The organism is Pseudarthrobacter defluvii (assembly GCF_030323865.1).
GTDB lineage: Bacteria > Actinomycetota > Actinomycetes > Actinomycetales > Micrococcaceae > Arthrobacter > Arthrobacter sedimenti.
The window spans coordinates 563,760-588,263 of the sequence record NZ_CP066362.1; the positions used below are offsets into that span (position 1 = coordinate 563,760).

At 67.6% G+C, this 24,504-nt stretch carries 24 protein-coding genes; 8 read left to right on the forward strand and 16 right to left on the reverse strand.

The window, feature by feature from the left end; genetic code table 11:
- Positions 1 to 130 precede the first annotated feature (130 nt).
- Genes JCQ34_RS02780 through JCQ34_RS02790 form a run of 3 tightly spaced genes read right to left on the reverse strand, consistent with a single transcriptional unit; the run spans position 131 to position 3,247 of the window.
- Entirely contained in the window at positions 131 to 1,141 is a 1,011-nt protein-coding gene (locus JCQ34_RS02780) for a TAXI family TRAP transporter solute-binding subunit (protein WP_286401600.1), read from the reverse strand.
- Complete coding sequence (locus JCQ34_RS02785) at positions 1,134 to 2,579, reverse strand: sensor histidine kinase (protein ID WP_286401603.1); 1,446 nt, start codon at positions 2,577 to 2,579, stop codon at positions 1,134 to 1,136. The genes JCQ34_RS02780 and JCQ34_RS02785 overlap by 8 nt, the downstream gene beginning before the upstream one ends.
- Entirely contained in the window at positions 2,576 to 3,247 is a 672-nt protein-coding gene (locus JCQ34_RS02790; protein ID WP_286401605.1) for a response regulator transcription factor, read from the reverse strand. Before JCQ34_RS02790 ends, JCQ34_RS02785 begins: the two co-directional genes overlap by 4 nt.
- Positions 3,248 to 3,487: 240 nt before the next feature.
- Here JCQ34_RS02790 and JCQ34_RS02795 point away from each other — a divergent pair, with 240 nt between their 5' ends.
- The 3 genes from JCQ34_RS02795 (at position 3,488) to JCQ34_RS02805 (ending at position 8,224) form a co-directional block, all read left to right on the forward strand.
- Positions 3,488 to 4,882: an MFS transporter gene (locus JCQ34_RS02795; RefSeq protein WP_286401608.1), complete on the forward strand. Its 1,395-nt coding sequence runs from the start codon at positions 3,488 to 3,490 to the stop codon at positions 4,880 to 4,882.
- Between the two features lie 187 nt (positions 4,883 to 5,069).
- A complete protein-coding gene (locus JCQ34_RS02800) occupies positions 5,070 to 6,818 on the forward strand; it encodes a pyruvate dehydrogenase (RefSeq protein ID WP_286401611.1) in 1,749 nt (582 codons plus the stop codon).
- Between the two features lie 134 nt (positions 6,819 to 6,952).
- Positions 6,953 to 8,224, forward strand: coding sequence for a serpin family protein (locus tag JCQ34_RS02805; RefSeq protein ID WP_286401613.1), 1,272 nt, complete (start codon positions 6,953 to 6,955; stop codon positions 8,222 to 8,224).
- Positions 8,225 to 8,254: 30 nt separating this feature from the next.
- Here JCQ34_RS02805 and JCQ34_RS02810 read toward each other — a convergent pair whose 3' ends face one another.
- The 4 genes from JCQ34_RS02810 to JCQ34_RS02825 form a co-directional block, all read right to left on the reverse strand.
- Positions 8,255 to 9,112: a hydroxymethylpyrimidine/phosphomethylpyrimidine kinase gene (locus JCQ34_RS02810; protein WP_286401616.1), complete on the reverse strand. Its 858-nt coding sequence runs from the start codon at positions 9,110 to 9,112 to the stop codon at positions 8,255 to 8,257.
- Positions 9,113 to 9,183: 71 nt separating this feature from the next.
- A complete protein-coding gene (locus JCQ34_RS02815; protein ID WP_286401619.1) occupies positions 9,184 to 9,423 on the reverse strand; it encodes a hypothetical protein in 240 nt (79 codons plus the stop codon).
- Positions 9,424 to 9,583: 160 nt separating this feature from the next.
- A complete protein-coding gene (locus JCQ34_RS02820) occupies positions 9,584 to 10,495 on the reverse strand; it encodes a TIGR01777 family oxidoreductase (RefSeq protein ID WP_286401620.1) in 912 nt (303 codons plus the stop codon).
- A gap of 22 nt (positions 10,496 to 10,517) precedes the next feature.
- Positions 10,518 to 11,174, reverse strand: coding sequence for a TetR/AcrR family transcriptional regulator (locus tag JCQ34_RS02825; protein WP_286401624.1), 657 nt, complete (start codon positions 11,172 to 11,174; stop codon positions 10,518 to 10,520).
- 195 nt (positions 11,175 to 11,369) lie between these two features.
- Between JCQ34_RS02825 and JCQ34_RS02830 the strand changes: the two genes are divergently transcribed.
- Positions 11,370 to 12,131 (forward strand): queuosine precursor transporter, encoded by a 762-nt coding sequence (locus tag JCQ34_RS02830; RefSeq protein ID WP_286401627.1) that lies wholly within the window; start codon positions 11,370 to 11,372, stop codon positions 12,129 to 12,131.
- A gap of 121 nt (positions 12,132 to 12,252) precedes the next feature.
- On the opposite strand, the gene JCQ34_RS02835 is transcribed toward JCQ34_RS02830, so the two are convergent.
- The 7 genes from JCQ34_RS02835 to JCQ34_RS02865 form a co-directional block, all read right to left on the reverse strand.
- Positions 12,253 to 13,191, reverse strand: coding sequence for a type IV toxin-antitoxin system AbiEi family antitoxin domain-containing protein (locus JCQ34_RS02835; RefSeq protein WP_286401630.1), 939 nt, complete (start codon positions 13,189 to 13,191; stop codon positions 12,253 to 12,255).
- 156 nt (positions 13,192 to 13,347) lie between these two features.
- Positions 13,348 to 14,106 carry a dienelactone hydrolase family protein gene (locus JCQ34_RS02840; protein WP_286401632.1) on the reverse strand — a complete coding sequence of 253 codons (759 nt, stop codon included), beginning with the start codon at positions 14,104 to 14,106 and terminating at the stop codon, positions 13,348 to 13,350.
- Positions 14,107 to 14,142: 36 nt separating this feature from the next.
- On the reverse strand, positions 14,143 to 15,429 hold the full coding sequence (gene tgt, locus JCQ34_RS02845) for a tRNA guanosine(34) transglycosylase Tgt (protein WP_286401633.1): 1,287 nt from the start codon (positions 15,427 to 15,429) through the stop codon (positions 14,143 to 14,145).
- 55 nt (positions 15,430 to 15,484) lie between these two features.
- Entirely contained in the window at positions 15,485 to 16,213 is a 729-nt protein-coding gene (locus JCQ34_RS02850; RefSeq protein ID WP_286401636.1) for an SRPBCC family protein, read from the reverse strand.
- A 72-nt stretch (positions 16,214 to 16,285) separates the two neighbouring features.
- Positions 16,286 to 17,317 carry a DUF6707 family protein gene (locus JCQ34_RS02855; RefSeq protein ID WP_286401638.1) on the reverse strand — a complete coding sequence of 344 codons (1,032 nt, stop codon included), beginning with the start codon at positions 17,315 to 17,317 and terminating at the stop codon, positions 16,286 to 16,288.
- Positions 17,318 to 17,405: 88 nt separating this feature from the next.
- The gene (locus JCQ34_RS02860; protein WP_286401639.1) at positions 17,406 to 17,945 is read right to left on the reverse strand and encodes an NUDIX hydrolase family protein; all 540 of its coding nucleotides are present in this window, start codon (positions 17,943 to 17,945) and stop codon (positions 17,406 to 17,408) included.
- A gap of 9 nt (positions 17,946 to 17,954) precedes the next feature.
- Positions 17,955 to 18,698 (reverse strand): VOC family protein, encoded by a 744-nt coding sequence (locus JCQ34_RS02865; protein WP_286404268.1) that lies wholly within the window; start codon positions 18,696 to 18,698, stop codon positions 17,955 to 17,957.
- A gap of 108 nt (positions 18,699 to 18,806) precedes the next feature.
- Here JCQ34_RS02865 and JCQ34_RS02870 point away from each other — a divergent pair, with 108 nt between their 5' ends.
- Entirely contained in the window at positions 18,807 to 19,409 is a 603-nt protein-coding gene (locus JCQ34_RS02870) for a YdeI/OmpD-associated family protein (protein ID WP_286401641.1), read from the forward strand.
- Here the strand turns inward: JCQ34_RS02870 and JCQ34_RS02875 are convergent.
- A complete protein-coding gene (locus tag JCQ34_RS02875) occupies positions 19,406 to 20,686 on the reverse strand; it encodes a glycoside hydrolase family 76 protein (RefSeq protein WP_286401643.1) in 1,281 nt (426 codons plus the stop codon). The genes JCQ34_RS02870 and JCQ34_RS02875 overlap by 4 nt on opposite strands.
- A gap of 144 nt (positions 20,687 to 20,830) precedes the next feature.
- Here JCQ34_RS02875 and JCQ34_RS02880 point away from each other — a divergent pair, with 144 nt between their 5' ends.
- Entirely contained in the window at positions 20,831 to 21,625 is a 795-nt protein-coding gene (locus JCQ34_RS02880; RefSeq protein ID WP_286401645.1) for a 3-hydroxyacyl-CoA dehydrogenase, read from the forward strand.
- A complete protein-coding gene (locus JCQ34_RS02885) occupies positions 21,622 to 22,827 on the forward strand; it encodes an acyl-CoA dehydrogenase family protein (RefSeq protein WP_286401646.1) in 1,206 nt (401 codons plus the stop codon). Before JCQ34_RS02880 ends, JCQ34_RS02885 begins: the two co-directional genes overlap by 4 nt.
- 12 nt (positions 22,828 to 22,839) lie before the next feature.
- Here the strand turns inward: JCQ34_RS02885 and JCQ34_RS02890 are convergent, their stop codons facing one another.
- Positions 22,840 to 23,712 (reverse strand): DUF1684 domain-containing protein, encoded by an 873-nt coding sequence (locus JCQ34_RS02890; RefSeq protein ID WP_286401647.1) that lies wholly within the window; start codon positions 23,710 to 23,712, stop codon positions 22,840 to 22,842.
- Between the two features lie 103 nt (positions 23,713 to 23,815).
- Here JCQ34_RS02890 and JCQ34_RS02895 point away from each other — a divergent pair, with 103 nt between their 5' ends.
- Positions 23,816 to 24,502 carry an NADPH-dependent F420 reductase gene (locus JCQ34_RS02895; RefSeq protein WP_286401649.1) on the forward strand — a complete coding sequence of 229 codons (687 nt, stop codon included), beginning with the start codon at positions 23,816 to 23,818 and terminating at the stop codon, positions 24,500 to 24,502.
- Positions 24,503 to 24,504: the final 2 nt, after the last annotated feature.

Below are 24,504 nucleotides of genomic sequence, written 5' to 3' on the forward strand. Positions count from 1 at the left end.
GCTCGAATCCTGGCGTTTTCCAGACACCCCCGCTCACTCTCCTGAGGATAGTGAGCGGGCGTTGGGGTTTAGGCCGCCATAAGTGAGCGGGCGTTGGAGGATTTCCTGCCAAACATGAGCGGGCGTTTGGTTAGCCGTGGAGGGCACGGTACGCGTCCGCGGCGGCGGGGTGCAGGGGGACGCCTGCGGTGTTGATGAGGCTCTCAGCGCTGAGGAACTGCACGCCCAGGGTGGACTGCGGAATCAGCTCGCCGGCATTGTGCACCAGCAACTGGACGGTCCGCTCCACGGTGGCGTTGTCCAGGTCACGGCGGCACAGGAGCAGATTGGGTGCGCCCACCGTCCACACTGCCGAAATTCCGGGGTAGCTGCCTTCCGGAATGAGGACGCGGTCGTACATGCCGCCATATCGCCGGCGCAGTTCCGGCAGCAGGCCCGACAGGTCCACGAGCCCCAGTGCCACTTCCTGCTGGGCGGCGGCGATGGCAGCCGTGGGCACCCCGCCGGACCAGAACAGGGCATCCACGGTGCCCGCTTTGAGGGCGGCGATCCCATCGTTGAGGCCGAGATTTTCGACGGCGGCAGTTCCGGCAGCGGGCGCCACACCGTCCGTTGAGGTGCCCAGCCCGGCCGCTTCCAGCAGCCGGGGAGTGGTGAGCGAAGTGCCCGATCCCGGCTGGCCCACGGCAACCCTGCGCCCTGCCAGTCCGGAAATATCGCGGATGCCGCTGTCCTTCCGGACCACGCAGTGGACGTAATTTTCGTACACCTTCCCGATGGCGGCGATCTCCGCTGTGTCCCTGCCCGCCTGGCCGGCAGCGTCGGCCAGGGCTACGGCAAAAGCGGCCCGCCCGTCCCGCAGTTCTGCAATGTTGTCCAGGCTTCCGCCCGTTGCAACAGCCCGGGCGTGCGCGGCGACGCCGTGCCGCTCAAGCGCGGCGGCCAGCAGCGTTGAGAACTCCAGGTAGAACCCGCCCGGTTCGCCGCCGGCCACCACGAGATCCTCTGGCCGGTCCCCGCCGGTGCAGGCGCTGAGGGCAGGCGGCAGGAACGCTGCGAGTCCGACGGCGAAGGCTGACTTCAGCACGGACCGTCGCGCCGGCAGGGGGTCAGGACAGCCCCGGGCAAGTGGTTCACGCATTGGCGCCGCCCTTATCCGGAAGCACCGGGTCAGAAGCTGCGACGGGGAACTCAATCCGGGCCAATAACCCATGCGGAGAGGCCTCGGCGAGCACCAGCCGGCCACCGTTGGCCGCGGCAAGCTCGCCCACGATTGTCATGCCCAGCCCCGTCCCCGGAACCGCGGAATGCCGCGGGGACCGCCAAAACCTGGTGGCAGCCGAGGCGCGCTCTGAAGCGGAAAGCCCGGGACCGTCGTCGGAAATCTCCACAACCACCACATCCTGCTCCAGCCGGACTGCCGCCGCCACCGTGGCACCTGGGGCGTACTTGATGGCGTTGTTGAGGAGTTCGCCCGCCATCTGGGCCAGCTCGGCCGGGTGGCAGGCAGCCAGCGCCGGCGACTGCGGAGGCTCGGCGAGGACCAGCCGGCACCCCGCCTGTTCCGCCAGCGGCGCTGCACGCTCGATCTCCCCCTGAAGTACCGGGTAAGGATCCACCGGCTGGGCAGGGGGATGGTCTCCGGAACCACCGGCAGCCCGCAGGTAGCCTTCGGATGCCCGGTGCTCCGCTGCGGCCAGCTTCAGCACCCCGTCCAGGATCTCCTCCACGCGGTCCAGCTCCGCCACGGCCCGCTCGGCCGCGTCGTGTTCGCGGGCCGTCTTCAGCTCGAGCTGCAGCAGGTCAAGCCGCAGCCGGAGGGCTCCCACCGGATTCCGCAGCTGGTGCGAGGTGTCCGCGATCAGCTGCCGCTGCGCCGCCATGCTGGCGCTGACGGTCCTGGCCATGGCCGTGAAGGACCGGCTCAGTTCCCGCAGCTCAGGTGGGCCGTCCTCCGGGAGCCGTTCCATGCGCCCGGTCCGCTCCAGCTCATGCACCGCCGAATCCAGGCGGAGGACGGGCCGCAGGACCCAGCCGGTGACCCGTGCCGCCCCCACCAGGAGTATGGTGGCCAGCGCGAGCGCGGCCACGCCCACCCCAAGCCAGCGCTCACGGAGTTTCTGCTGTGCCGTGTCCGCATGGACGTCCAGGACCACTGCACCCAGGACCTGGCTGGCGCTGCCGAAGGGGCGGAAAATGACCTGGGAGCCCGAACTGAACGGCTCCAGCGGCTTCAGCGATGTGCCGCTCACGTTCAGTCGGGCCAGGGACAAGGAATTCTGCACATCCGGCCGTTCGGGGGACAGGCCCCCGGAGGCCAGGGTGGACGCCTGCACCCGCACCACTATTCCCTCGCCGTACAGCCCCGAGTACGTGTCCATTTCCCGCTGCAGGCGCACGGTGTCGCCGTCGTTCGCGGCATCGAAGGCCACCTGGGCCAGCCGGTTCAGCGAGGCCGCCCGGTTGATCTGCAGTTCCTGGGTCAGCTCACGGGATGCGGACGTGAGGATGGTGCCCGAGATCAGGAACACCACTACCAGGCAGAGGACGCTGAGGACGCCCAGGACCCGCAGCCTCATGCGCCGGCCGCCTCCACCCGGTAGCCCACGCCGCGGACGTTGATAATGAATCCCGGCTTCTGCAGTTTTGCCCGCAGCCCGGTGAGGTGGACGTCCAGCGAGCGGGATGAGGCCAGGAAGGCGTCGCCCCACAGCGCGTCCAGGATCTGTTCGCGGGTGACCACCGAGCCTGCGTGGCGCGCCAGCAGGGCCAGGAGTTCGAACTCCGTGGCCGTCAGCGGGATGGGGAGGCCGGCTTTAAACGCCGTGCGCCGGTTCAGGTCGATGGCGACGTCGTCCAGCACGATGGTGTCTTCCTGCGGCACGCTGCCCGTACGCCCGGCCCGCCGCGTCACCGCCTCGATCCGGGCCAGCAGTTCAACCAGTTTGACCGGCTTGACCAGGTAGTCGTCCGCGCCGGAACGGAGCCCGAGCACCACGCTGCGTTCGTCGTCGCGGGCGGTCAGGATGAGGATGGGGACGTTGGTAACCTGGCGGAGTTTGCGCAGGACCTCCAGCCCGTCCATGTCCGGCAGGCCAAGATCCAGGAGGATCACCTGGAAGTTCCGGTGGGACAGCAGCGCGTCCGCGCCGCGGGAGAGCCGCTGCGGGTGGTGCCCGGCGCTTTCGACGGCAGCGGTAAGGGCGCCGGCCATGGCGTCGTCGTCCTCGACGATCAGCACATCCATTGCCATCTTCCTTGCTGTTTTGTGCGGTCTCCGGTTCATCCCCCGCCTTTGGAGACTACCGCCTAAGGAACAGTTATGTCCGACGGCGGCCGGCCGGCAGGAAGGGACGGCCAGTCAGTCAAAACCTAAGGAAGTGTTAGGAAATGCCCCGCCACGTTGGTTGTGCGGTGGATCACCCATACCTTGGATGAGGCCCTCCGGCGTTGGAGGACGCACGTCACCACAAGGAGGAACTCACCGATGAGCACCCAACAAACCGCGCCCTTATCGGAGGCCGCCCAGACCCGGCGGGCCGTGGGCAACATCCTGAAGGGTTCCGCGGGCAACCTTGTGGAATGGTACGACCTCTACGTCTACACGGTCTTCGCCGCCTACTTCCAGGCCCACTTCTTCAACTCCAAGGATGAACTCCAGGCGGGCCTCGAAGCGATGGCCGTCTTCTCGACGTCCTTCCTCATGCGGCCCATCGGTGCCTGGTTCTTCGGCCGGTACGCCGACCGCCACGGCCGGAAGGCTGCGCTGACGCTCAGTGTCACCCTGATGTCCGCCGGTTCCTTCGCCATCGCGGTGTTGCCCACCCAGGACGTCATTGGGCTGTGGGCCATGATCCTGCTGGTCATCGTCCGCGTGATCCAGGGCTTCTCCGTGGGTGGCGAATACGGCACCAGCGCCACTTACATGTCCGAGGCCGCCACCAGCAAGCGCCGCGGGTTCTTCTCCAGCTTCCAGTACGTGACACTGATCGGCGGCCAGATGCTGGCCCTGCTGGTCCTGGTGATCCTGCAGAACGTCATGCCCAAGGGCGACCTGGGCGAGTGGGGCTGGCGCATTCCGTTCGCGATCGGCGGCGTGGCCGCACTGGTGGTGCTGTGGCTGCGGCGCTCCATGGAAGAGACCGTTTCCGCTGAACAGATCAACGCCGCGAAAACCCCCGCGAAGTCCGGCCAGGCACAGCCCGGCACACTCAAGCTGCTCTTCACCGGCTACTGGAAGCCGCTGCTGGTGTGCATCGGCATCACCCTGGGCGGCACCGTGGCTTTCTACACCTACACCAACTTCATCCTGAAGTTCATGAACGATACCTCCGGCATCGCCAAGACCGACACCTCCGTGATCAACTTCTGGGCCCTGTTTATCTTCATGCTGCTGCAGCCTGTCTACGGCATCATTTCGGACAAGGTGGGCCGCAAGCCCCTGCTGCTCTGGTTCGGCATTACCGGCGTGCTGTTCACCTGGCCGCTGCTGTCCACCCTGGCCGGCACCAAGGACCCGTTCACCGCGTTCCTGCTGATGATGGGCGGCCTGCTGATCGTGGGTGGCTACACCTCCATCAATGCCCTGGTGAAGGCAGAACTGTTCCCCGCCTCCATCCGAGCCCTGGGCGTGGGCCTGGGCTACGCGATCGCAAACTCGCTCTTCGGCGGCACTGTTCCGCTGATTGGCGCCGCATTCCAGAAGGCGGAGCGCGAGGACCTCTTCTTCACCTACGTCACCGTGGCGATCGCCATCTCGCTGCTGGTCTACATCTTCGCCTTGAAGAACAAGAAGGCCACGCACCTCGACGACGAGCAGGGGCACGCCTGGGACCAGGCGCCCAAGGGCGGCGGCAAGGACAAGGATCCCCTGGGCGTTTAGTCCGGACGGCGCCACGGTGCCTGTTTCCTAAAGGAGGCGTACGACGGCGGCTGCCAGGCCGCCGTCGTACGCCTCCTTTTTGTTTCGGCTTGCTGCTGCTGAATACCTGTTCCGAAGTGCCCGCTGAGGTGGGCGGACTATATTGGGCCATGTCAGAACACCACCACAAACGCGGGAGTCTGCACCCATGGCCAAGGAACTTGCCACCCAGCTCATCGAACAACTCCAGGCTGCCGGCGTGCAGCGGATCTATGGAATCGTGGGTGACAGCCTCAACCCGATCGTGGACGCCGTCCGCCAAACGGGAGGCTCCGCGAAGGGCGGCATCGACTGGATCCACGTCCGCCATGAGGAAGCCGCCGCGTTCGCCGCAGCGGCCGAAGCGCAGCTCACTGGCAGGCTCGCCGTATGCGCCGGATCCTGCGGGCCCGGCAACTTGCACCTGATCAACGGCCTCTACGACGCCAACCGCTCCGGGGCGCCCGTGCTGGCCATCGCCTCGCACATCCCCAGCAAGCAGATCGGCACGGACTTCTTCCAGGAAACCCACCCGGACCGGCTCTTCAACCAGTGCTCCGTGTACTCCGAACTGGTCAGCACCGCCGAGCAGGCGCCGCGTGTGATGCACAGCGCCATCCAGCACGCGCTGGGACTCGGGGGAGTCGCCGTCGTGACGCTGCCCGGCGACATCGCCGGCCTGGAGGCTGTAGGTTCCACCCCCGCGCCGGCCACCTTCCGGCCGGCCGCCCTGGTGCCGGATCCCGTCAGCGTGCAGGCGCTCGCCGACGCGATCAACGACGCCGGCAAGGTTGCCATCTTTGCCGGCGCCGGCGTCGAGGGGGCACACAGTGAGCTCATGGCGCTCGCCGAGCTCGCCAAGGCGCCGGTGGGGCACTCGCTGCGCGGCAAGGACTTCGTCCAGTACGACAACCCGTTCGATATCGGCATGACCGGCCTCCTTGGCTACGGGGCCGCGGCGGAGGGCATCGAGGACGCAGACCTGCTGATCCTCCTGGGCACGGACTTCCCATACGACCAGTTCCTGCCGGACACCCGCACCGCCCAGGTGGACCGCGCGGCCCAGCGCCTGGGCCGGCGGACCGACGTTGACATCGCTGTCCACGGCGACATCCTGCCCACGCTTCGTGCGCTGCTGCCGCTGGTGAAAGCCAAAAAGAGCCGCCGGTTCCTGGACCAGATGCTGAAAAAGCACGACCGGCTCATGAACAAGGCCGTGGGCGCCTATACGCGCAAGGTGGAGAAGAAGCAGCCCATCCATCCCGAGTACGCGGCGTCGCTGCTGGACCAGGTGGCCGCCGAGGACGCCATCTTCACTGCGGATACCGGCATGTGCAACGTCTGGACCGCGCGCTACATCAACCCGCTGGGCACGCGCCGGCTGATCGGGTCCTTCCTGCACGGCTCCATGGCCAACGCCCTCCCGCACGCCATCGGCGCGCAGCTGGCGTATCCGGGCCGCCAGGTCATCTCGGTTTCCGGCGACGGTGGGCTCTCCATGCTGCTGGGCGAACTCATCACTGCCGCCGCATACAAGCTGCCGGTCAATGTGGTCGTCTTCAACAACTCCACCTTGGGCATGGTGAAGCTGGAAATGCTGGTGGACGGGCTGCCGGATTTCGGCGTGGACGTGCCGGACGCCAACTACGCCCAGGTGGCCAAGGCCCTGGGCTTCCACGCCGTGCGGGTCACCGATCCAAGCCAGATCGAGGCGGCCTACCGGGAGGCGTTTGCGCACCCGGGCCCGTCACTCGTGGAACTCATCACCGACCCCAACGCACTGTCCATCCCGCCCAAGATCTCCGGATCGCAGGTGATCGGCTTTGCCACCGCCATGTCCAAGGTGGTCCTCAACCGCGGCGCAGGCGAGGCCGTCAGCATGGCCCGCAGCAACCTGCGGAACATTCCGCGGAGGTAAGGGGCGCCGGTTCCCACACGAAACGGCACCAAATCGTGACCGGGGCGCGGTCCCGCTATCCCGTTGCCGGTGCTTGACTGGCGGTAGGCGGATTCCCCGCCGTTTTCCTCGGTTGTGCGGGCTTTGGGGGCGCGATGAAACGGAAGATTCCGGCACGCATTCTTGCGGGCGCAGCGGGCCTGGTGCTGGTTCTGACAGCCTGTGCGGCCTCGCCGCCGGCAGTGGTGAAGGCCGGCGGCGTCGAACGCGTGTCGGTGGGCCGGTCCGACTACCAGGCCGGGCTGGCGCAGCTCCAGGCATCAGCCCGGAAATTGGGCGCAACGCTCCTCGCCAACGGCGGGGAGGCCGGAAACGGCAACGTCGTTGCGTCCCCGGGCAGCCTGCTGCTTGCCCTGGCCATGCTGCGCACGGGTGCGTCTGGGGCGACGGCCGCCGAGATGGACAACGTCCTGGACCTCCCCGCACAGCACCGCGACGAGGCGCTGGCCGCGCTGCTCGCTTCCTTGGAGGCTTTCGACGGCGACCCCGGCTCGGTGGACGAAAAGAACCCTCCGCGGCGGCCGGTCCTGCACACCGCCAACGGCCTGTTCGTGGACAAGCGCGTACCCGCGGGTGAGGGTTACCTGCGCTCACTGGCGCGATACTTCGGGGCCGGTGTGTACCCAGTGGATTTCCAGGATGAGGGCACCACCAAACCGGCGATCGACGCCTGGGTGGACAAGAACACCGGCGGACGGATCAAAAAGGCACCCGCTGGTTACCGCCGCGAGAACACCTTCAGTATGGTCAATGCCGTGTATTTCGCCTCGGCATGGAAGGTTCCTTTCAATCCGGCGGACTCCGCAGACCGTCCCTTCACGACTGCCACGGGTGAGAAGGTCTCTGTTCCCACCATGTCCGGCGTCCAGGATCTCGCCTTTGCCCGGGGCGAGGGTTGGCAGGCCGTCGACCTTCCCTACGCCGAGGGATTCGTCATGCGGCTGGTTCTGCCGGATGCCGGGACCCCCGGCGCCGGCGAGCCATATCTGACAGATGCTGCCCGGGCACTGGCCGCGGCTGCCTCGGCGCCTACTCAGATTTACCTGCCGCACTGGGATGACAAGAGCAGCTTCGAGCTGCGGGAGGTTTTCGCTGGCCTCGGACTGCGGAAGATGCTTGATACCGAGACAGATTTCGACTCGATCCAGCCTGGCCTGAAGATCACGCAGGCCGCGCAGGCCGCCAACATCACCGTTGCGGAGAAGGGCACCATTGCGGCCGCCGCCACCCAGATCAACGCGCAGGCGGTGAGCGGCACCGTCTCCTCGCGCACGATCCGTTTCGACCGGCCGTTCCTCTACGAGATCGTCCACGTCGAGACCGGGCTGCCGCTGTTTATGGGCAGGGTGTCTAACCCCAGCTCATGAGACCTTCCCTGGGATTCTGCAGGACCAGGGCTAGCGGGCGCCGCCCTGCCAGAGGGCATCGAAGGGGGCGCCCGAGGCAACCCGGTTGCGGATGCCGGCGGTGACGAAGTCCTTGGCGGTCCGGGCGGCGTCCAACGGCGTGGCGCCCTTGGCGAGCTCGGCCGTCACCGCGGCGGCGAGCGAGCAGCCCGCACCGGACACTGCCACCTCTCCCACCTTGGGGGCGCTGAGGACTTCGAGGGTCTGGCCGTCATAGAAGACGTCGACGGCGTCCGGGCCTTCCAGCCTGACCCCGCCCTTGGCCAGGACTGCTGCGCCGCTGAGCTCGTGGATGCGGACCGCAGCGGCCTTCAGCGACTCCACGTCCGTGATGTCCAGGCCGGACAGCGACTCCGCCTCGAAGCGGTTGGGCGTGACGAATGTGGCCAGCGGAAGGATCTGGGACTTGAGGGCCTGGTCCGTGTCCAGCGCGTGGCCCGGCTCCTGGCCCTTGCAGATCAGCACCGGATCCAGCACTACGTTGGCGAAGCTGTTCTCCTTCAGGGCGCCGGCCACGGTGCTGATGGTGGCAGGGCTGCCCAGCATGCCGATCTTCACCGTGTCCAAAGCCGACGGTGCGCCCGACGCCGGACCATACGCCGCCGTCGTCGCCTCCAATTGGTCCGCGATCACCTGCTGGTCCACCGGCACGAAGCGGTGATTCCAGCTGTCCTTCGGGTCAAAGGACACGATGCAGGTGAGGTTGGCGATGCCGAAGACGCCGAGTTCCTGGAAGGTCTTCAGGTCGGCCTGCGCGCCGGCGCCGCCGGTCGCTTCGGAGCCGGCGACGGTGAGGACGACGGCGGGACTTGCGGCGGGCAGCGTTGCGTCAGGGGTAGCGGAAGTCATGCACCCATCCTGCCACCCGGCGTCGGCCGCTTTCCATGTGTCACCGGACAGGGCTCCGGGACGCCGTATGGTCAGGGTTCCAGCGGTGCAGGTGCGGGTACCCCGGGTTGGTGCCCGGCTGCGTCATGGATGGTGACGAGGCCGGACACGGCAGCGCGCCCCAGGGCTGCGCAGAACCCGGTCCACAAGACTGTGCCCCACATGGCGGGCCAGTGGCTCCCGGTGATGAACATGAGCGTGAGCATCCCGGTAACCAGCCCTGCCGCGCTGACGGCCAAGACGTGAAGCAGTTGGTTGCGGACCGGCCGCATGCAAACTCCGGCAGCCAGCGCCAGGGCATGCCCAGAAGCAGCGCGGAGAGCGTTCCGTAGAGATAGCCGGGGAAACCCAGGGGGAACCCGAAGACCAGGACTGTGAGGAACGCGCCGGCAAGGAACGCGCCGGGACCGAAGGTGACGCGCACCGGGCGGCTCATCCCTGGCCCTTGGCGATCTGCAGCAGGGCCCGCCCCAACTCCGGCTGGCTGTAGACAAAGCCTGCGTCCAGGAGCTTCTGCGGCTGGACCCACCTGCTTTTGAGTACCAACTCGGTTTCGGTGCGGATCAGCACGGCCCCGGCCCGCAGCAGCCACGCAGGGGTGGGGAGCCCAAAGCGCGCGCCGTAAGCCCGCCGCACCAGGCGCATCATCTCCTGATTGCTGACCACATCGGGCGAGGCCACGTTGACGGGTCCGGTGATATCGGTCCGCGCATGCAGGAAGCGGATGCCGCGGTATAGGTCCTCCACGTGTATCCAGCTGAAGCGCTGCCTGCCGTCGCCCATGTGGCCGCCCAAGCCCAGCCGCGCCAGGTTGGCGAAGGGCGCCAGCGCGCCGCCGCCGCGGCCCAGCACGATGGCGATCCGCAGCGGGATCTTCCGGGTGGCCGGCGTGGTGGCTGCCTCGACGGCGGCTTCCCAGGCTTTGGCTACGTCCACGGAGAACCCGGAGCCAAGCTCGCCCCCGGCTTCGGACTGGGGGCGGTCGCGGGCGTCCCGGTAGATGGTGCCGGTGCTGGCATTCAGCCAGGTCGACGGCGGCTCCGGGCACTGTGCGATGGCCCGGCCGAGTGCCTTGGTGGTGGCCACCCGCGAGTCCAGAATCTCCGCCTTGTTCCGCCTGTTGTAGCGGCAGGAGACGGACCGGCCGGCGAGGTTCACCACCAGTGCGGCGCCGTTGAGCACCCGGACCATGCCGGCGTCGTCGTCCCACGCTGCCGCAGAACTGCCGGTTCCCTTGCGTCCTATGGTGCGCACCGTCCACCCGTCCTCCTGGAAACGCCGGCGAAGGTACGTGCCGATGAAGCCCGAAGCCCCTGCCACCACCACGGTCTTTGTGCTGCCCATCTTGTCCCCCAATGTTTCTTCCCTAATCGCGGATGCTGCGGCTCAGGTCCAGGACATCGTCCAGAACCTTGTTGACTCCCGGAATGCGGGCCAGTGACAGTCCGCGGGCAAGGAGTGGGGCCGCGCCGTCCACCAGCTTCCTGGTCCGCCGCTGGCCCTCCGATGTGTCATAGACCCAGAAGAGGGTGACCCCCATGTAGCAAAGCCACAGCAGCTCCGGCAGGTCGGCCCGCAGCTTCTTCGGCACGGCAGGTTTGGCTCCCTCCACGGTGCGCCTGAAGATGTCCAGGGATGCCTCCCGCGCAGTCGTGGACCCTGCTGAAAAGGGGTTCACCGGTGACGTGGGCCGGATGGCGGTGGCCACGAAGTCCGCGCCGAACCGGTGGTACGGGGCCATGACGTCAAGGCCGGCATGCAGCGTGACCTTCAGCCGGTCGGCCAGGGCGGCGGTCCCGTCCAGCACCTCCGCGGCCCGCGCCGCGTGCTCTGCCTGTACCTGGATGTACAGCTCGTGGACCAGGTCATCCTTGGATGCGAAGTAGTAGTAGGCGTTGCCCACGGAAACGCCTGCCTCGGCGGCGATGGCGCGCATGGTGGTTTTCTCGAACCCGATGTCCCGGAACATCCGCAGCGCGGTGTCCGCCACCAACTGCCTGGTCTGTTCGCTCTTCGCTGCCACAGCATCCCCATTCTTGAACGTGTTCAAAAGCAGTCTGCCACACTACTTGAACATGTTCAAAAAATACTCCGCGCCGGTCAGCCCTGCTGCTCGAGGAGCTTTGTTGCGAAAGGCGGTGCGAGAATGACACGAGTGCTAATACAACCGGCCGCCCATGACGGCGGGCCGGCCAACCACTCCTGAACGGATCCCCTGATGACCCCTGCCCCCGGCCGCAGCGCCGTGCCCGAAGACATCCAGCCAACCGCCGCGCGTTCCGCCGCCAGATTCGCGGACATCGGTTCGCCCTACTTCGGGATCATGCTGGCGGCCATGGCAGTGGTGCTGATCCTGTCCAACATCGGAGCGTCCAAGGGAGTGGCATTCGGCCCCATCGTAACCGACGGCGGCTTTTTCCTCTTTCCGCTCGCGTACATCCTCGGGGACGTAATCAGTGAGGTCTACGGCTATAAGGTGGCCCGGAAGGCCATTTTCACCACCTTCGCGTTGTCCGTGTTCGCTTCCCTTTGCTACTGGGTGGTCATCGCGCTGCCCGGGTTCGACGACGAGTACGGCGCAGCCAAGCAGTCCGCCCTGGAAGGCGCCCTTGGCCCCGTGCCGCAGATTGTCCTGGCTTCGCTGCTGGCATTCCTGGCCGGGCAGACCATCAACTCCTGGATCCTGGTGCGGATGAAGGCCCGCACGGGGGAGAAGTCCCTGTGGGCGCGGCTCATGGGATCCTCGGGGGCCGGAGAGTTCGTGGACACGCTGATCTTCTGCAGCATCGCCGCGCCCGTCATCGGCATCGCCGACTTCGGCAGCTTTGTGAACTACGTGCTGGTGGGTTTCATCTACAAGACCCTGGTGGAGTTCCTCTTCGTCCCCGTGACCTCGCTGGCCATCAACTGGGTCAAGCGGCGCGAGCCCAGTTACGGTGCCCCGGCCCGCGCCGCGGAAGCGGTGACCAACGCCGCGTAGCTGCCACCCGGCGTCGGGCGTTCCAACAGCTGATCGCGTGGGACCGCCGGAAAGCTGCCGGATCGACGGAAATTACCGGCGTTTTGGTGCCGTTCCGGCGATTTGGCGCCCCGTGGCATGACTACCGCCGGAGCGCGCCAAGAACTCGGGCTTTGAACTCCTGTTCGCGGAAGAGGTCGGCCCATTTCACGCGGACGAAGGTCCAGCCGTCCTCGGTGAGGGCATTCTCCCGCTGCCGTTCCTGGTACAGCACTTCGGCGGCCGGTTTGTAGTCGAAGTACTTCGTTTTACCGTCGAATTCCAGGGCGACCTTCTTTTCCTTCCAGGCAAAATCAAGGCGGTACCGGCCCGCGCGCGTGTCAACGTTGACTTGGGGCTCCGGCAGGGGAAGGTTCAGCCGTATGAGGAGTTCACGGGTAAGCGTCTCACCGGCCGACTCCGATCGAGGATCTGCGTGGGCGAGCGCGAGCCGGAGCCACCGGATCCCACGGCTTCCCGGCAGGCCGTCAGCCATGCTTTCCATGACGGCTTTGTCCGCACCGAGCCGGAGGGCGTGGTCCATCAGCACCAGTGCCTGCCGGTGGCCCAGCATCATGGCGCAATCCACTACCGTCCGCTCAAGCGATGTCACCCGGAGGCTGCCGAGAGTCACCACATCCGCCTCCGTCCAGGGCCGGGTGTGGCCACGGACATCCTTGCCGAGCCGTTCGCTTGATGGGCTGCCTGGCAGCAGAAGGTGGATCAGGTCATCGACGTCCCAGACATACAAACGGTGCAGCCGGGCCGCCGAAGTGTGGCTGTACACATAGCCGCCTGCTGAGGAGGTCAGCGTCCCGTGGGCATGGGCGTAAATCAACTGCCTGCTGCGGACAGGCCCTGACTGCTCCTCCCACAGCCCGGAGCGGATGTAGCAGCCGTGGCGGAGGCGGACAAGCTTCCCGTGGAGCACCAGCGCCTTGATGGCCCGGGAATTGAGCCCGTGCTCGTGCAATTGTCCCGTCCGCCACAGGTTGCCGGTGCTCGGAAGGGCGGGGAGGCGGACCGGCTGCTGTGGCGTCATGCCGACACGATCCTGCAGCTGTGGCACCTCCGGAAGGGGCCGCCGTCGTCATGTGGACAACGTCCTGCCTCCCGGGCTCGCCGGAAATGTGCGGGGTCGCCGGAACGTTCCGGCGGGCCGGCAGCTTTCCGGCGGGTTCGACGGCGGCTGGCCGGCTTAGCCCTTCAGCGCGCCGTCCAGCAACGCCCGCAGTTCCTGGAAGTGCCGCTCGGTGGCTTCGGGGTGGAAGGCGGAGGTGTCCGCCATGGTGTAGCCGTGCGGGGCCCCCTCAAAAATCTCATTGGACGCTTCCAGCCCTGCGTCCTTCAGCGTTTCGCCCAGGCGGGCGACGGCGGCGGGGGCCATGCTGGGGTCGTGGTTTGCGTGGCCGAACACGAACCGCGCCTTTGCCTCCTTGAGTCCCAGATGCGGGCTGTCCGGCTCGTCGGTGACAAGGCCGCCGGCGTGGAAGCCCCCGCACGCTGCCACTTCCTCGGGGTGGGAAGTGGCGGTGCGGACGGCGAGCCGGGCACCCATGCAGTAGCCGGTGGTCCCGATAGGGCCGGGGGCCACGCCGTCGAGCGCCCTGAGCGCGGAAACCCAGGCATCAATGTCCGGCAGCGCCTTGTCCGAGGTCAGCCGGCCAACGCGCGGGAAGGCAGCCTTGCCGGCCGTCTCCCGGCCTTCCTGGCTGGTCATGTCCATTGAAGGGGCCAGCTCTGCGGCCGATCCTTCCCGGTAGAAAACATTCGGCGCCAGCACCACGTAGCCCCAGTCGGCAATGCGCTGGGCCATCTCGTGGATGCGGGGCCGCAGGCCGAAAGCGTCCATATAAAAGATGACGCCCGGGAAAGGGCCGGTTCCGTTGGACGGACGGGCCACCAGGGCCTCTGCGGTGCCGTCAGCGGCAGGGATTTCGATGGGTTCGATAGGCATGGGGCTCACCCTACCGGAGCTCCCTGATGGTAGTGCCTAGGAGTAGTACCGGCCCAGCGTCTCGGCCTTGAAGTCGAAGAACGTGCCGGACTCGATGGCCAGCCGGGCATCGTCCACCATCTTTACCACGAACCGCTCGTTGTGGATGGAGATGAGGGTGGCGGACACCATTTCCTTGGCCTTGAACAGGTGGTGGATGTAGGCCCGCGAGTAGTTGGCGCAGGCGTAGCAGTCGCAGCCTTCCTGCAGCGGCCCGAAGTCGCGCTTGTACTTGGCGCCGGAGAGGTTAAACCGGCCTTCCGGGGTGTAGAAGGCGGAGTTCCGGGCCACCCGGGTGGGGGAAACGCAGTCGAAGGTGTCGGCGCCGTTTTCGATGGCGGTGAAGATGTCATCCGGTTCGGAGATGCCCAGCAGGTGCCGCGGCTTGTCCTCCGGGAGCTCCTCGTTGCACCAGCGGACGATGGTGCCCAGGTTTTCCTTCTCCAGGGCACCTCCGATGCCGAATCCTTCGAAGGGCATGGCCCCAAGATCACGGCAGGCCTTGCGGCGCAGGTCCTCGTACTGGGCGCCCTGGATCACGCCGAACAAAGCCTGGTACGGCTTGGCCGCCCGTGCCTCCGTCAGCCGGAAGTGCTCTTCGATGCACCGCTCCGCCCACAGCCGGGTGCGTTCCAGCGATTCCTCCTGGTACCGCCGGGAGTTCTGCAGGGTGGTCAGCTCGTCGAACGCGAACATGATGTCCGCGCCGATCTGGTGCTGGACCTGCATGGAGATTTCGGGGGAGAAGCGGTGCCGGTCGCCGTTCAGGTGGGACTTGAACCAGACACCGTCGTCGTCGATGTGTGCCAGGCGTTCCTTGCCGGGTGCCACCGCGTCGTCCGGTCCGGAGGCGTCCACAGACTTCATGTCGATGACCTTTTTGAACCCCGAGCCCAGGCTCATCACCTGGAATCCGCCCGAGTCCGTGAACGTGGGGCCGGACCAGTTCATGAAGGCGCCCAGCCCGCCGGCTTCGTCAAGGATGTCCGGGCCCGGCTGCAGGTACAGGTGGTAGGCGTTGGCCAGCAGCGCCTGGGCGCCAAGGTCCGCCATGGATTCCGGGAGGACGGCCTTCACCGTGGCCTTGGTACCGACGGCGATGAACGCCGGCGTCTGGATCTCGCCGTGCGGGGTGGTGATGGTGCCGGTGCGGCCCAGGAACTCCCCGCCGTTTTCAGCAACCTGTTCCCCGGAGGGCGGGCAGGAGTCCCCAAGGCGCGTGCCTACCGTGAAGGAAAACTGTGACCGGGTATCAGGCAGGGCGAAGGCAGGGTTGGCTGGCACCGTACCAGTGTGCCAGCAAACCACCCGGCCCCCGTAAATCAAGGGGCAAGTGGGGTCAGCTGGCCGGTTCCGATGCCGGGTAGTTCGTGGCCCGCCAGGAATCCCAGGACTGCCGGATGGCGTCGAACGCCCCGGCCCCGAGATCGTAGGTGGACGCGACAACCAGCGAGCCGTCGCCTTCTGCCCGGACATCCTTGATGGCGGGATGGTCGGCCACCACCAGCAGCCCTTCGCCGTGCTCCGCGTAGCCGTGAACGGTAAGCCCCACCTGGTGGCTGGTCCGGTACCAGACCTTGCCGCTGATCTCCTCGCCGGTGCCCAGCGTCACCTGGTACGGCTCACCCGGCGCCGGGAGGTCGGCGAGCCCCAGCTTGTCGATGGCGGAGCCGTTGCCCTCGGTCAGGTGCAGGAACAAGGTGTGCCGCTTGCCGTGCGGGTGCCGTTCCAAAGCGAAGCGGAGCTGCTGCAGGAACGTCAGCCAGCCCTGGGTGATGTCCTCGTCCCAGGCAGCCCACTCGGAATCGTGATCCACGGCTCCACGCGTGACGCTGACCCGCGTCCCCCCGGCTTCCGGGTGGAGCTGGAACGTGTCCCCGCCGTGCACGGTAAGGCTCGTGTGGTCCGCGGCTTCCTCCACGTCGCTGGAAAAGTAGATCTCCTTGATCTCGGATTCCAGGTCTTCGGCCTGCCAGCCATGCCACTGGGCCACCCTGGACGGTTCACGCAGCATGGTCCAGACCTGCGGCGCGTCGGCGTTGATCACTACGCTGAGATTGTTCGTCATAGCCCCGAATGTACGCCCCGGAGACTGCCCCGGGTAGGGGTAACTTCCCCGCCCGGGCAGATGCCGCGGGGCTCAGGAGCGGACGGCCTCCAGCTCGTTGCTGATGCGCCGTTCCAGCTCCGACATCCCGATGGTTTCAGAGCCGCCGTGCGCCCGCAGGAAGAGCAGGGACTCCAGCCGCAGCAGCCGCCACTCGCGCTCGGCGTCGTGATTGGAGTTGTCGATGGAGCGGAAGATCTCTTTGTCGTACAGGTTGGGCTCGTTGAGCGAGCGCTGCCGCACCTTGGCGGCCATGCGCGCCTTGAACGGGTCCGTTTCCTGGTTCTCCGGCGTGCGGATCAGCTTCTCGTAGACCTCGGCGCGTTTGTCCTGGCCGTCCTGCCGGCAGATGTAGCTGGCCAGCGCCAGGGACGCCTCCACCGAGGTCCATCGACCCGGGTTTCCGTCATAGGGCAGCACGGTCAGGAGGTCCGCCACGGACAGTGCACCGTCTGCGTCCTTCAGCGTGATGAACAGCTCGTGCGCCAGGTCGCTGAGGTCCTTCAGGCAGCTTCCGGACTTGAAGTTGACGCCCTTGGACAGCCGGTCGGCCAGGAGCAGGACGCCCTCCGCGTCAGGGTGCGCCTCAGCGGCGGCTTCCACCACCGACTCAGGGGTGCCGGCAGGAGCCGGGATGAGCGCCAGTTCCTCTTCGCTGGGCCCCGTCACCGCGGGCGGCACCGGCGGAAGGGGAGGGACGACGACGGCGGGGGCCACGTTGATGGGACCGGTCCCGGAGCCGGGCTGCTCCTGCCGTCCGTCGTTGGGTGCGGCGGTTTCCGCCGGCGGTGTGGGCTCCGGAAGGTTTGCCGGCAGCGGAAGCTGGGTGACGTCGTCGTGCGCTCCATCCACCACCGTGACCGTGGTGCCGATGGCCACCCGCAGCGTGCCGCCGCCCGAAAGGCTTGCCAGCACCAGTGCCGGTGAGCCGAAGTCGTCGTGCTCGAGCTCCACCTGGTCGATTTCGGCAGTGCGGCGGCCGTCGGGAAGGAGGATGTGGCTGCCGGTGGTCAGAGATCCAGCCTGCTGCTCACTGTGGTGCCTGGCGGCTGGTGATTCGGTCATGGGAGTCCTTAAGTTCTCTTGCGGTCCGCCCTACAGTCTACAAAGGCGGGCACTCAAAACCGGGGACCCCCACGTCCCGGCGGGGTGGTTAGAAGCCCACGCCAGCGAACGCCAGGGCCTGCCGGATGAGGCCGCCACGGCCGCCGGAAAACTCCAGCTGGACGCCCGGGCTGAGGACTTCCTCGGGGGTCATCCAGGTCAGTTCCAGGGCGTCCTGGCGGGGCTCGCACTCGCCCGTCACCGGGATGACGTAGGCCAGGGACACGGCGTGTTGCCGCTCGTCCGTGAACCCCGTCTGTGAGGGCGCGGGGAAGTATTCGGCCACCGTGAACGGCACGGGGCTCAGCGGCAGCTGCGGGAACGCCAGCGGGCCCAGGTCCTTTTCCATGTGCCGCAGCAGGGCGGCGCGGATGGTTTCGCGGTAGATGACCCGGCCGGAGACCAGGGAGCGCACCATGGTTCCGTCCGAGTCCGCCTGGAGCAGCGTGCCCACCTCGTTGACGTACCCCAGCGGATCCAGCCTGACCGGTACGGCCTCCACGTACACCATGGGCAGCCGCCCGCGCGCCTCAAAGAGGTCTTCTTCGGAGAGCCAGCCGGGATTCGGGTCAGGTGTGCGCACGTTCATGCTTAAGTTCTACCCCATGGGGCGGCGCTGGGAGATCCAGACGGTGGCTGGCGCGTTGGGGCTGCCGGCGTCCGGATTGGCCACGTGGAGGGTGCTTCCAAACGCCTCCTCGGTGAGGCTGGCGGCAAAACCGGCGGCGGTGAGCCGGTCCCGCAACGGTTCCAGGCCGCCGTCGTACTCAAAGCCCAAACCCGAGCGGGAGGCGCCCGTTGCCGGCCGCACCAGGAGGACACCGCCGTTCTTGGCCGTGAAGTCGGCGGTCTCGTCATTGTCCGGGACCGGGCGGGGATGCGCGCCTACGTGCAGCAGGGTGCGGACGGCTCCCTCGGGGTCCGCTGTGTACCAGACCGCGACGACGGCCAGGGCGGGGTCGGCGTCAGCGCACTGGGCGGCATGGGATGCCTTGTCGGCCATGAAACTGAAGCCGTCCGGGGCGCTGATCCGGCAGGTTTCGCCGTGGGCCGCCGTAACCAGCTCAGCCGGCTGCGCTCCTCCTCCCTGTGTCCCATCCTCCTGCGCGGAGAGGTTGGTGCGGCGCGCGAATTCGGCCACGTCGCCCACCTCCACCCCGAATACGGTGTGGCCGTCCTGCCCGGACCCGGCCTCCGCTCCGTGGAGCGCCAGCCGTCCGGACGCTGAATCGAAGACGTGCCAGCCGCCGTCGTCCTCTGTCTGCACCATGCCCAGTGCGGTGAGGAACTGCTTCCAGGAGTCGGTGCGGGAGGTGAAGTGGACGGGGCGGACTCGAAGCATGGCGTTGTCCTTGAGGAGGTGGGCGACGGTCTGTAGGGCCATGATGCCACCTGGAGGCGCGGTGCACACGGGGCTTGTGGCCTGTGCTTCCGGGGGCAGAATTAGGCCATGGCCAATGACCTTGAGGAACTGCTGGTGCCTGATGCCGCTGCCTGGCGTGCCTGGCTGGAAGCGAATCACGGGACCAGCCCGGGCGTGTGGCTGGTCCTGCACAAGAAGGGCGGGACGGTCACCGGGCTCGACTATCCCGCTGCACTGGATGAGGCCCTGTGTTTTGGCTGGATCGATGGGCAGGGGCGGCGCCGGGATGCCGAGAGCGTGTTCCAGCGGATGACGCCGCGGCGTCCCCGCAGCATTTGGTCCGCCCGGAACGTGGGGCATATCGCCAGGCTGGAAGCGGCAGGAAAGATGACCGACGCCGGCAGGGCGGCGGTGGAAGCCGCCAAGGCCGACGGCCGCTGGGACGCGGCCTACGGCGGGCAGGCCGATGTTGAGGTTCCGGCGGACCTGGCAGCCGCCATCGCGGAAAACCCGGCCGCCCAGGCAATGTTCGATGTCCTCACCAAGACCAACCTGTTCTCCCTGGTGTACCGGACCAATTCCGCGAAGCAGGCCGCCACCCGCGAGCGCAGGATCGCCGGTTTCGTTGACATGCTGGCGCGCGGCGAGACGCCCTATCCGCAGAAGAAGCGCCCGCCAGGGTTGGATTAGGGAAGACCCGCTGCGGTTACGGCCGCGGCGGCCTCCAGCGTCATCCATGCCTGCAGCTGGGTGACGAGCTCGACGGCGGCGCCCGGCGGATATGTCGCGGCCGCCGGTTGCGCAGCGTGAATAGAGAAGATACTCCTGCCCCGCAACCGCCCACCGGCTTCGTTGGGGCCTACCGGGCGGCGGCCGGACCAGAACGCCTCGGCCGTGTCCGTCACCAGCCGGGCCGCGGTTGCGCGGGTGGCCTGGGGAAGCCGGGTATCCGCTGCCGCAAGCGCCAGGTAACGGCAGAGGATCCCGGTGAACAGGCCGCCGTCGCCGGTTCCTTCGCAGCGGAGCACCGAACCGCCGGCGGAAGCGCCCTCCGCGCCGCCTGCCGCCACCGTCAGCAGCCGCTGCACCGCGTCCACCAGGACGGCTGCCCGGGCCAGATTCGCTTCGCCGCCCAGTTCCAGGAGCGCGCCCAGCACCGGGCCCTGGTTGTAGGTGTACACGGCCCGTTCCACCACCTCGCCGGCAGGGGTGAGGCGGACGCCGTCCAGGTACAGTCCCTGCCCGGCGTCGAACAGGGTAGCGTCCAGCCAGTCCAGCAGCGCCTGTGCCTTGGCATGTTGGCCGGTGTGGGCATAGAACAGCGCCACCGGCGCCGTGGCGGGGGTGTTCTTGAAGTCCCGCTTCTTGCTCCAGAACGTTCCGCCGCCCAGGTCGTCGGTGCAGGCGGCGTCGAACTGCAGCGCCAGCGACGCACGGACTTTGGCGTTGCGGCGGCGGCCGGGGCGCCGTGTCTCCCCGGCCAGCCGGTCCAGCCGCAGGGTTGCCAGGGCAAGCCAGGCCATGTCGTCGTAGTAGCTGTTCACGAAGGTCAGCGCGTTGCGGAGCCTGATGCCCGTCACCAACCGCGAGGCCAGGTGGCCCGCGCTGGGCCGGTCCGGGCCGTCGAACCGGGCCGCGGGGGTTGCTCCGCTGCCAAGTTCGCGCCGGCCGGCGTCCACCAGGCAGTCCACGTAGTGCGCCTGCCACCAGTAGTGCCACGGGAGGGCCAGGGCGGCGGCCGGCCGGGCCCGCCGGAGCAACGCGAGCCACCGGTTGCCCGGATGCGCGGCCTGCTCCTGTTGCTCCTGCTGGACCCGCGGGCCCGGGTGCCTGCCCTGCCACAGCACCGCGCCCAGATGGGTGCCCGGGAGGAACAGCAGCCTGTGCCCGAACAGGGCGGTGACGGACCGGGCCGCGTGGTTCGCCCTGTCCGGCCAGGCGGTCATGGAAGTGCTGCTGGACGTCATGCCGTCCACCCTAACCGTGCCTGCGGAGCCGCCGGGGCAACGCGGCATGCGCGCAGGGTGCGGGAGATCACAATTTCAGTTAACATTCATTAACTGTTGCTCGAGGCCGCGCCGCGGCATGGGGACACGCATCAAGGAGGATGTATGGACATCAAAGGCAGCGTCGCGCTGGTGACAGGCGGCGCGTCCGGGCTGGGAGCGGCCACCGCGCGCAGATTGTTCGACGGCGGCGCGTCAGTCGTGCTCGTCGACCTGCCGTCCTCAAGCGGCCAGGCAGTGGCGGACGAACTCAACGGCCGCGCCCAAGCCGGCCAGTCCGCCGTCTTCGCCCCCGCAGACGTGACCAGCGAGGCCGACGTGCGGGCCGCCGTCGGGACCGCCGCGGAGCTGGGGCCGCTCCGGATCGTAGTGAACTGCGCCGGGATCGCCACCCCCGGCAAGGTCCTGGGGCGCGACGGCGTCCTGCCCCTGGACACGTTCAGCCGCGTCATCCAGGTGAACCTGGTGGGCACGTTCAACGTCCTGCGGCTGGCCGCCGAAGCCATGGTGGCCACGGAGCCCACCGCCACCGAGTTGGGCGGCCCCGAACGCGGGGTCATCATCAATACTGCCTCCGTGGCGGCCTTCGACGGGCAGATCGGCCAGCCCGCCTATTCCGCGTCCAAGGGTGCGGTGGCTGCGATGACCCTGCCCATCGCCCGGGAGCTGGCGCGCTCGCTGGTCCGGGTGGTCACCATTGCCCCGGGCATCTTCGAGACGCCCATGATGGCCGGCCTGCCGCAGGAAGCCCAGGACTCCCTCGGCGCGCAGGTCCCGCACCCCTCCCGGCTGGGCAAGCCCGCGGAATACGCCAACCTGGTGGCGCACATCGTGGACAACGCCATGCTGAACGGCGAAACCATCCGCCTGGACGGCGCCATCAGGATGGGGCCGAAATGAGCACGCCGGACCTGTCCCAGTTGCCTGCGGCGGACTTCTTCGCCGTCGAAGCGATGCTGGACGGGGCTGAACGGAACAAGCTTGCCGAGCTGCGGGACTTCCTGGCCGCCGAGGTCGCACCCTACGCGGGGGACTGGTGGAACAAGGCCGAGTTTCCGGCGCACATCCTTCCCAAGCTGGCCGCCCTGGAACTGAGCACGCCCGTGCACCGCGGCTACAGCCACCTCTTCGCCGGGCTGGTCATCGCGGAGATAACCAGGGTGGACACGTCCCTGGCCACCTTCTTCCTGGTCCACCACGACCTCTTTGTTGAATCCCTCCACACCTTCGGCACCGACGACCAGAAGGAACGGCTGCTCGCTGACGCCTCGGAACTGCGCACCACCGGTGCCTTCGCGCTCACCGAACCGATGCACGGGTCCGATGTGGCTGGTGGCATGGAGACGCGTGCCAGGCGGGTTTCGTCGGCAACAGGAGAAACGGACGATGGCGGTGATGCCTGGGTGCTCAACGGCGCCAAGCGCTGGATCGGCAACGGGACGTTCTGCGACTACATGCTGGTGTGGGCCCGGGACGAGGCGGACGGATCGGTCCGGGGGTTCATTGTCGACGCCGCTTTGCCGGGCGTCAGCCGGAGCAGGATCGAGAACAAGATCGCCCTGCGCACGGTGCAGAACGCGAACATTGAGTTCCGGGACGTCCTGGTGCCGGAAGCGGACCGCTTTGCCGGGATCAACAGCTTCGAGGACACCAAGGAACTGCTCCGCAGTTCCCGGATCATGGTGGCCTGGCAGGCGGTGGGCCAGCAGTTGGCGGCGTTCGACGTCGCCCGGCAGTACGCGGTTGAACGCCACCAGTTCGGCCGCCCGCTGGCCCATTTCCAGCTGATCCAGCAGCAGCTGGTGACCATGCTGGGCAACGCCGTGGCCAGCATGTCCATGATGGCCGGGATCGCCAGGCTGCAGGACCGGGACGCCGCCGACATGCCCCAGGTGGCCCTGGCCAAGTCCTACCTCAGCGCCAGGATGCGCGAAACCGTGGCCCTGGGCCGTTCCATCCTGGGCGGAAACGGCATCGTCACCGACTACCGGATGGCCAAGATCTTCGCCGACGCCGAAGCCATCTACACCTACGAGGGCTCGTTTGAGGTCAACACACTGATCGTGGGGCGGGCCATCACCGGGATTTCCGCCATTTCCTGAGCTTCCCGGATGCTAGGCCGGATACGGCTGCTTCTCGCCTGCCTCAACCCGCACATCCAGGCTGTTGTTCTTCACCGGCATGGGGCAGGTGCCGTACGGGGTGAAGGCGCTGGGGTAGTTGATCGCGCGGTTGAAATCCAGGACCACGGAGCCATCCGGCCGCGGCCTGGGCACCGCGAGCTTTCGCCAGTCGTCCGTCGTGTCCCCATTCGTCTCGTCGTGGAAGGTGACGGTCAGGGCGCCGAGTTTCTCCTCCTCGGCCTGAAGCCGGAACTCGTGGCTACTGCCAGGCAGGCGGAAGACCACCTCGCCCACACTCCGGTGCACGCCGTCCACCAATGGGTTCGCAGTGCCGATCGGAACGTCCACCGGCTCGGGGTACGGCTCAAACCGGCCCGTCACTTCCCAGTCCGGGTTGTAGGGGTAGGTGGGGACGCCGTCGAAGTCCGTGAAGACCGGTGAGGCCGCGTCCCGGGTGCGGATGGCGTACCGGCCGCCGCGCATGGCCAGTTCCACCACCACCTGGTCCCCGTCCGGGCCGCCGTACCGCACCCACATCAGCGATTCCTCGTCCGCCAGGACGGCGGACACGGTACCGTCCACCTTCCCGCCCGTCTCCACCAGCGTGAGCCCGTCCGACGGGACCGCGGTGAGGAACGCCGTCGTACCCTTTGCGTCAGTGGACCACAGGCCCGGGGCGAGGTCGACGGCGGCGGGGGAGTCCCCGAGCCACTGGAAGGAAGTGAGGGTGAGCCAGCCATGCGGTGAGGCGAGGGCCTTGTCCCGGTTGGTACGGAAACGCTGCCAGCGCTCTACCCGCGCGGCCGGCGGGGCGGCAGTTGGTGCAGTGGCAGTTGACGTTTGGGCGGCTGGGGTGGTGGCCATGGTTCCTTCCGTTGCGGATGCCCCCGCTATAACCGCGTACACGGCGTGTTTATTCCGCCCTAAGTCCTCTTGTTCCCGCTGGTGCGGAGAGTAGCGTTCTGCCATGAAGATCGCAGTTCTTGGCACGGGCACTGTAGGACGCACGCTGGCAGCAGCATTCAGCAGGTTGGGCCACGAGGTGGTCCTGGGAACACGGGACCCCGCCGAAACCGCGGGCCGGACCAGCCCGGATCCCATGGGCGGCCCGCCCTTCAAGGATTGGCATGCAGGGCACGGCAACATCCGGCTGGACACCTTCGCGGCCGCGGCGGGTGACTGTGAGCTGGTGGTCAATGCCACCAACGGCGCCGCTTCCCTTGCGGCCCTGGGGGCGGCCGGTGCCGCGCGGCTGGCCGGAAAAGTCCTGATGGACGTCTCCAATCCGCTCGACTTCTCGCAGGGCATGCCGCCGGTGCTGAACCCTGTCAATACCGAAAGCCTGGGTGAGCGGATCCAGCGGGCCTTCCCGGAGACGCGGGTGGTGAAGACGCTCAACACCATGAATGCCGGGCTGATGGTGGACCCGCGCCGGCTGGCGGACGCAGACCATTCGGTGTTCGTTTCCGGCGACGACGCCGAAGCCAAGAAGATCGTCACCGGCCTGCTGGAATCCCTGGGCCACCGGGACGTCATTGACCTCGGCGACATCACGACGGCCCGCGGCGCCGAGATGGTGCTGCCGCTCTGGCTGCGGCTGTTCGGCGCGCTGGGCACCCCGGATTTCAACTTCAAGATCGTCCGCCGGGGTTGAAT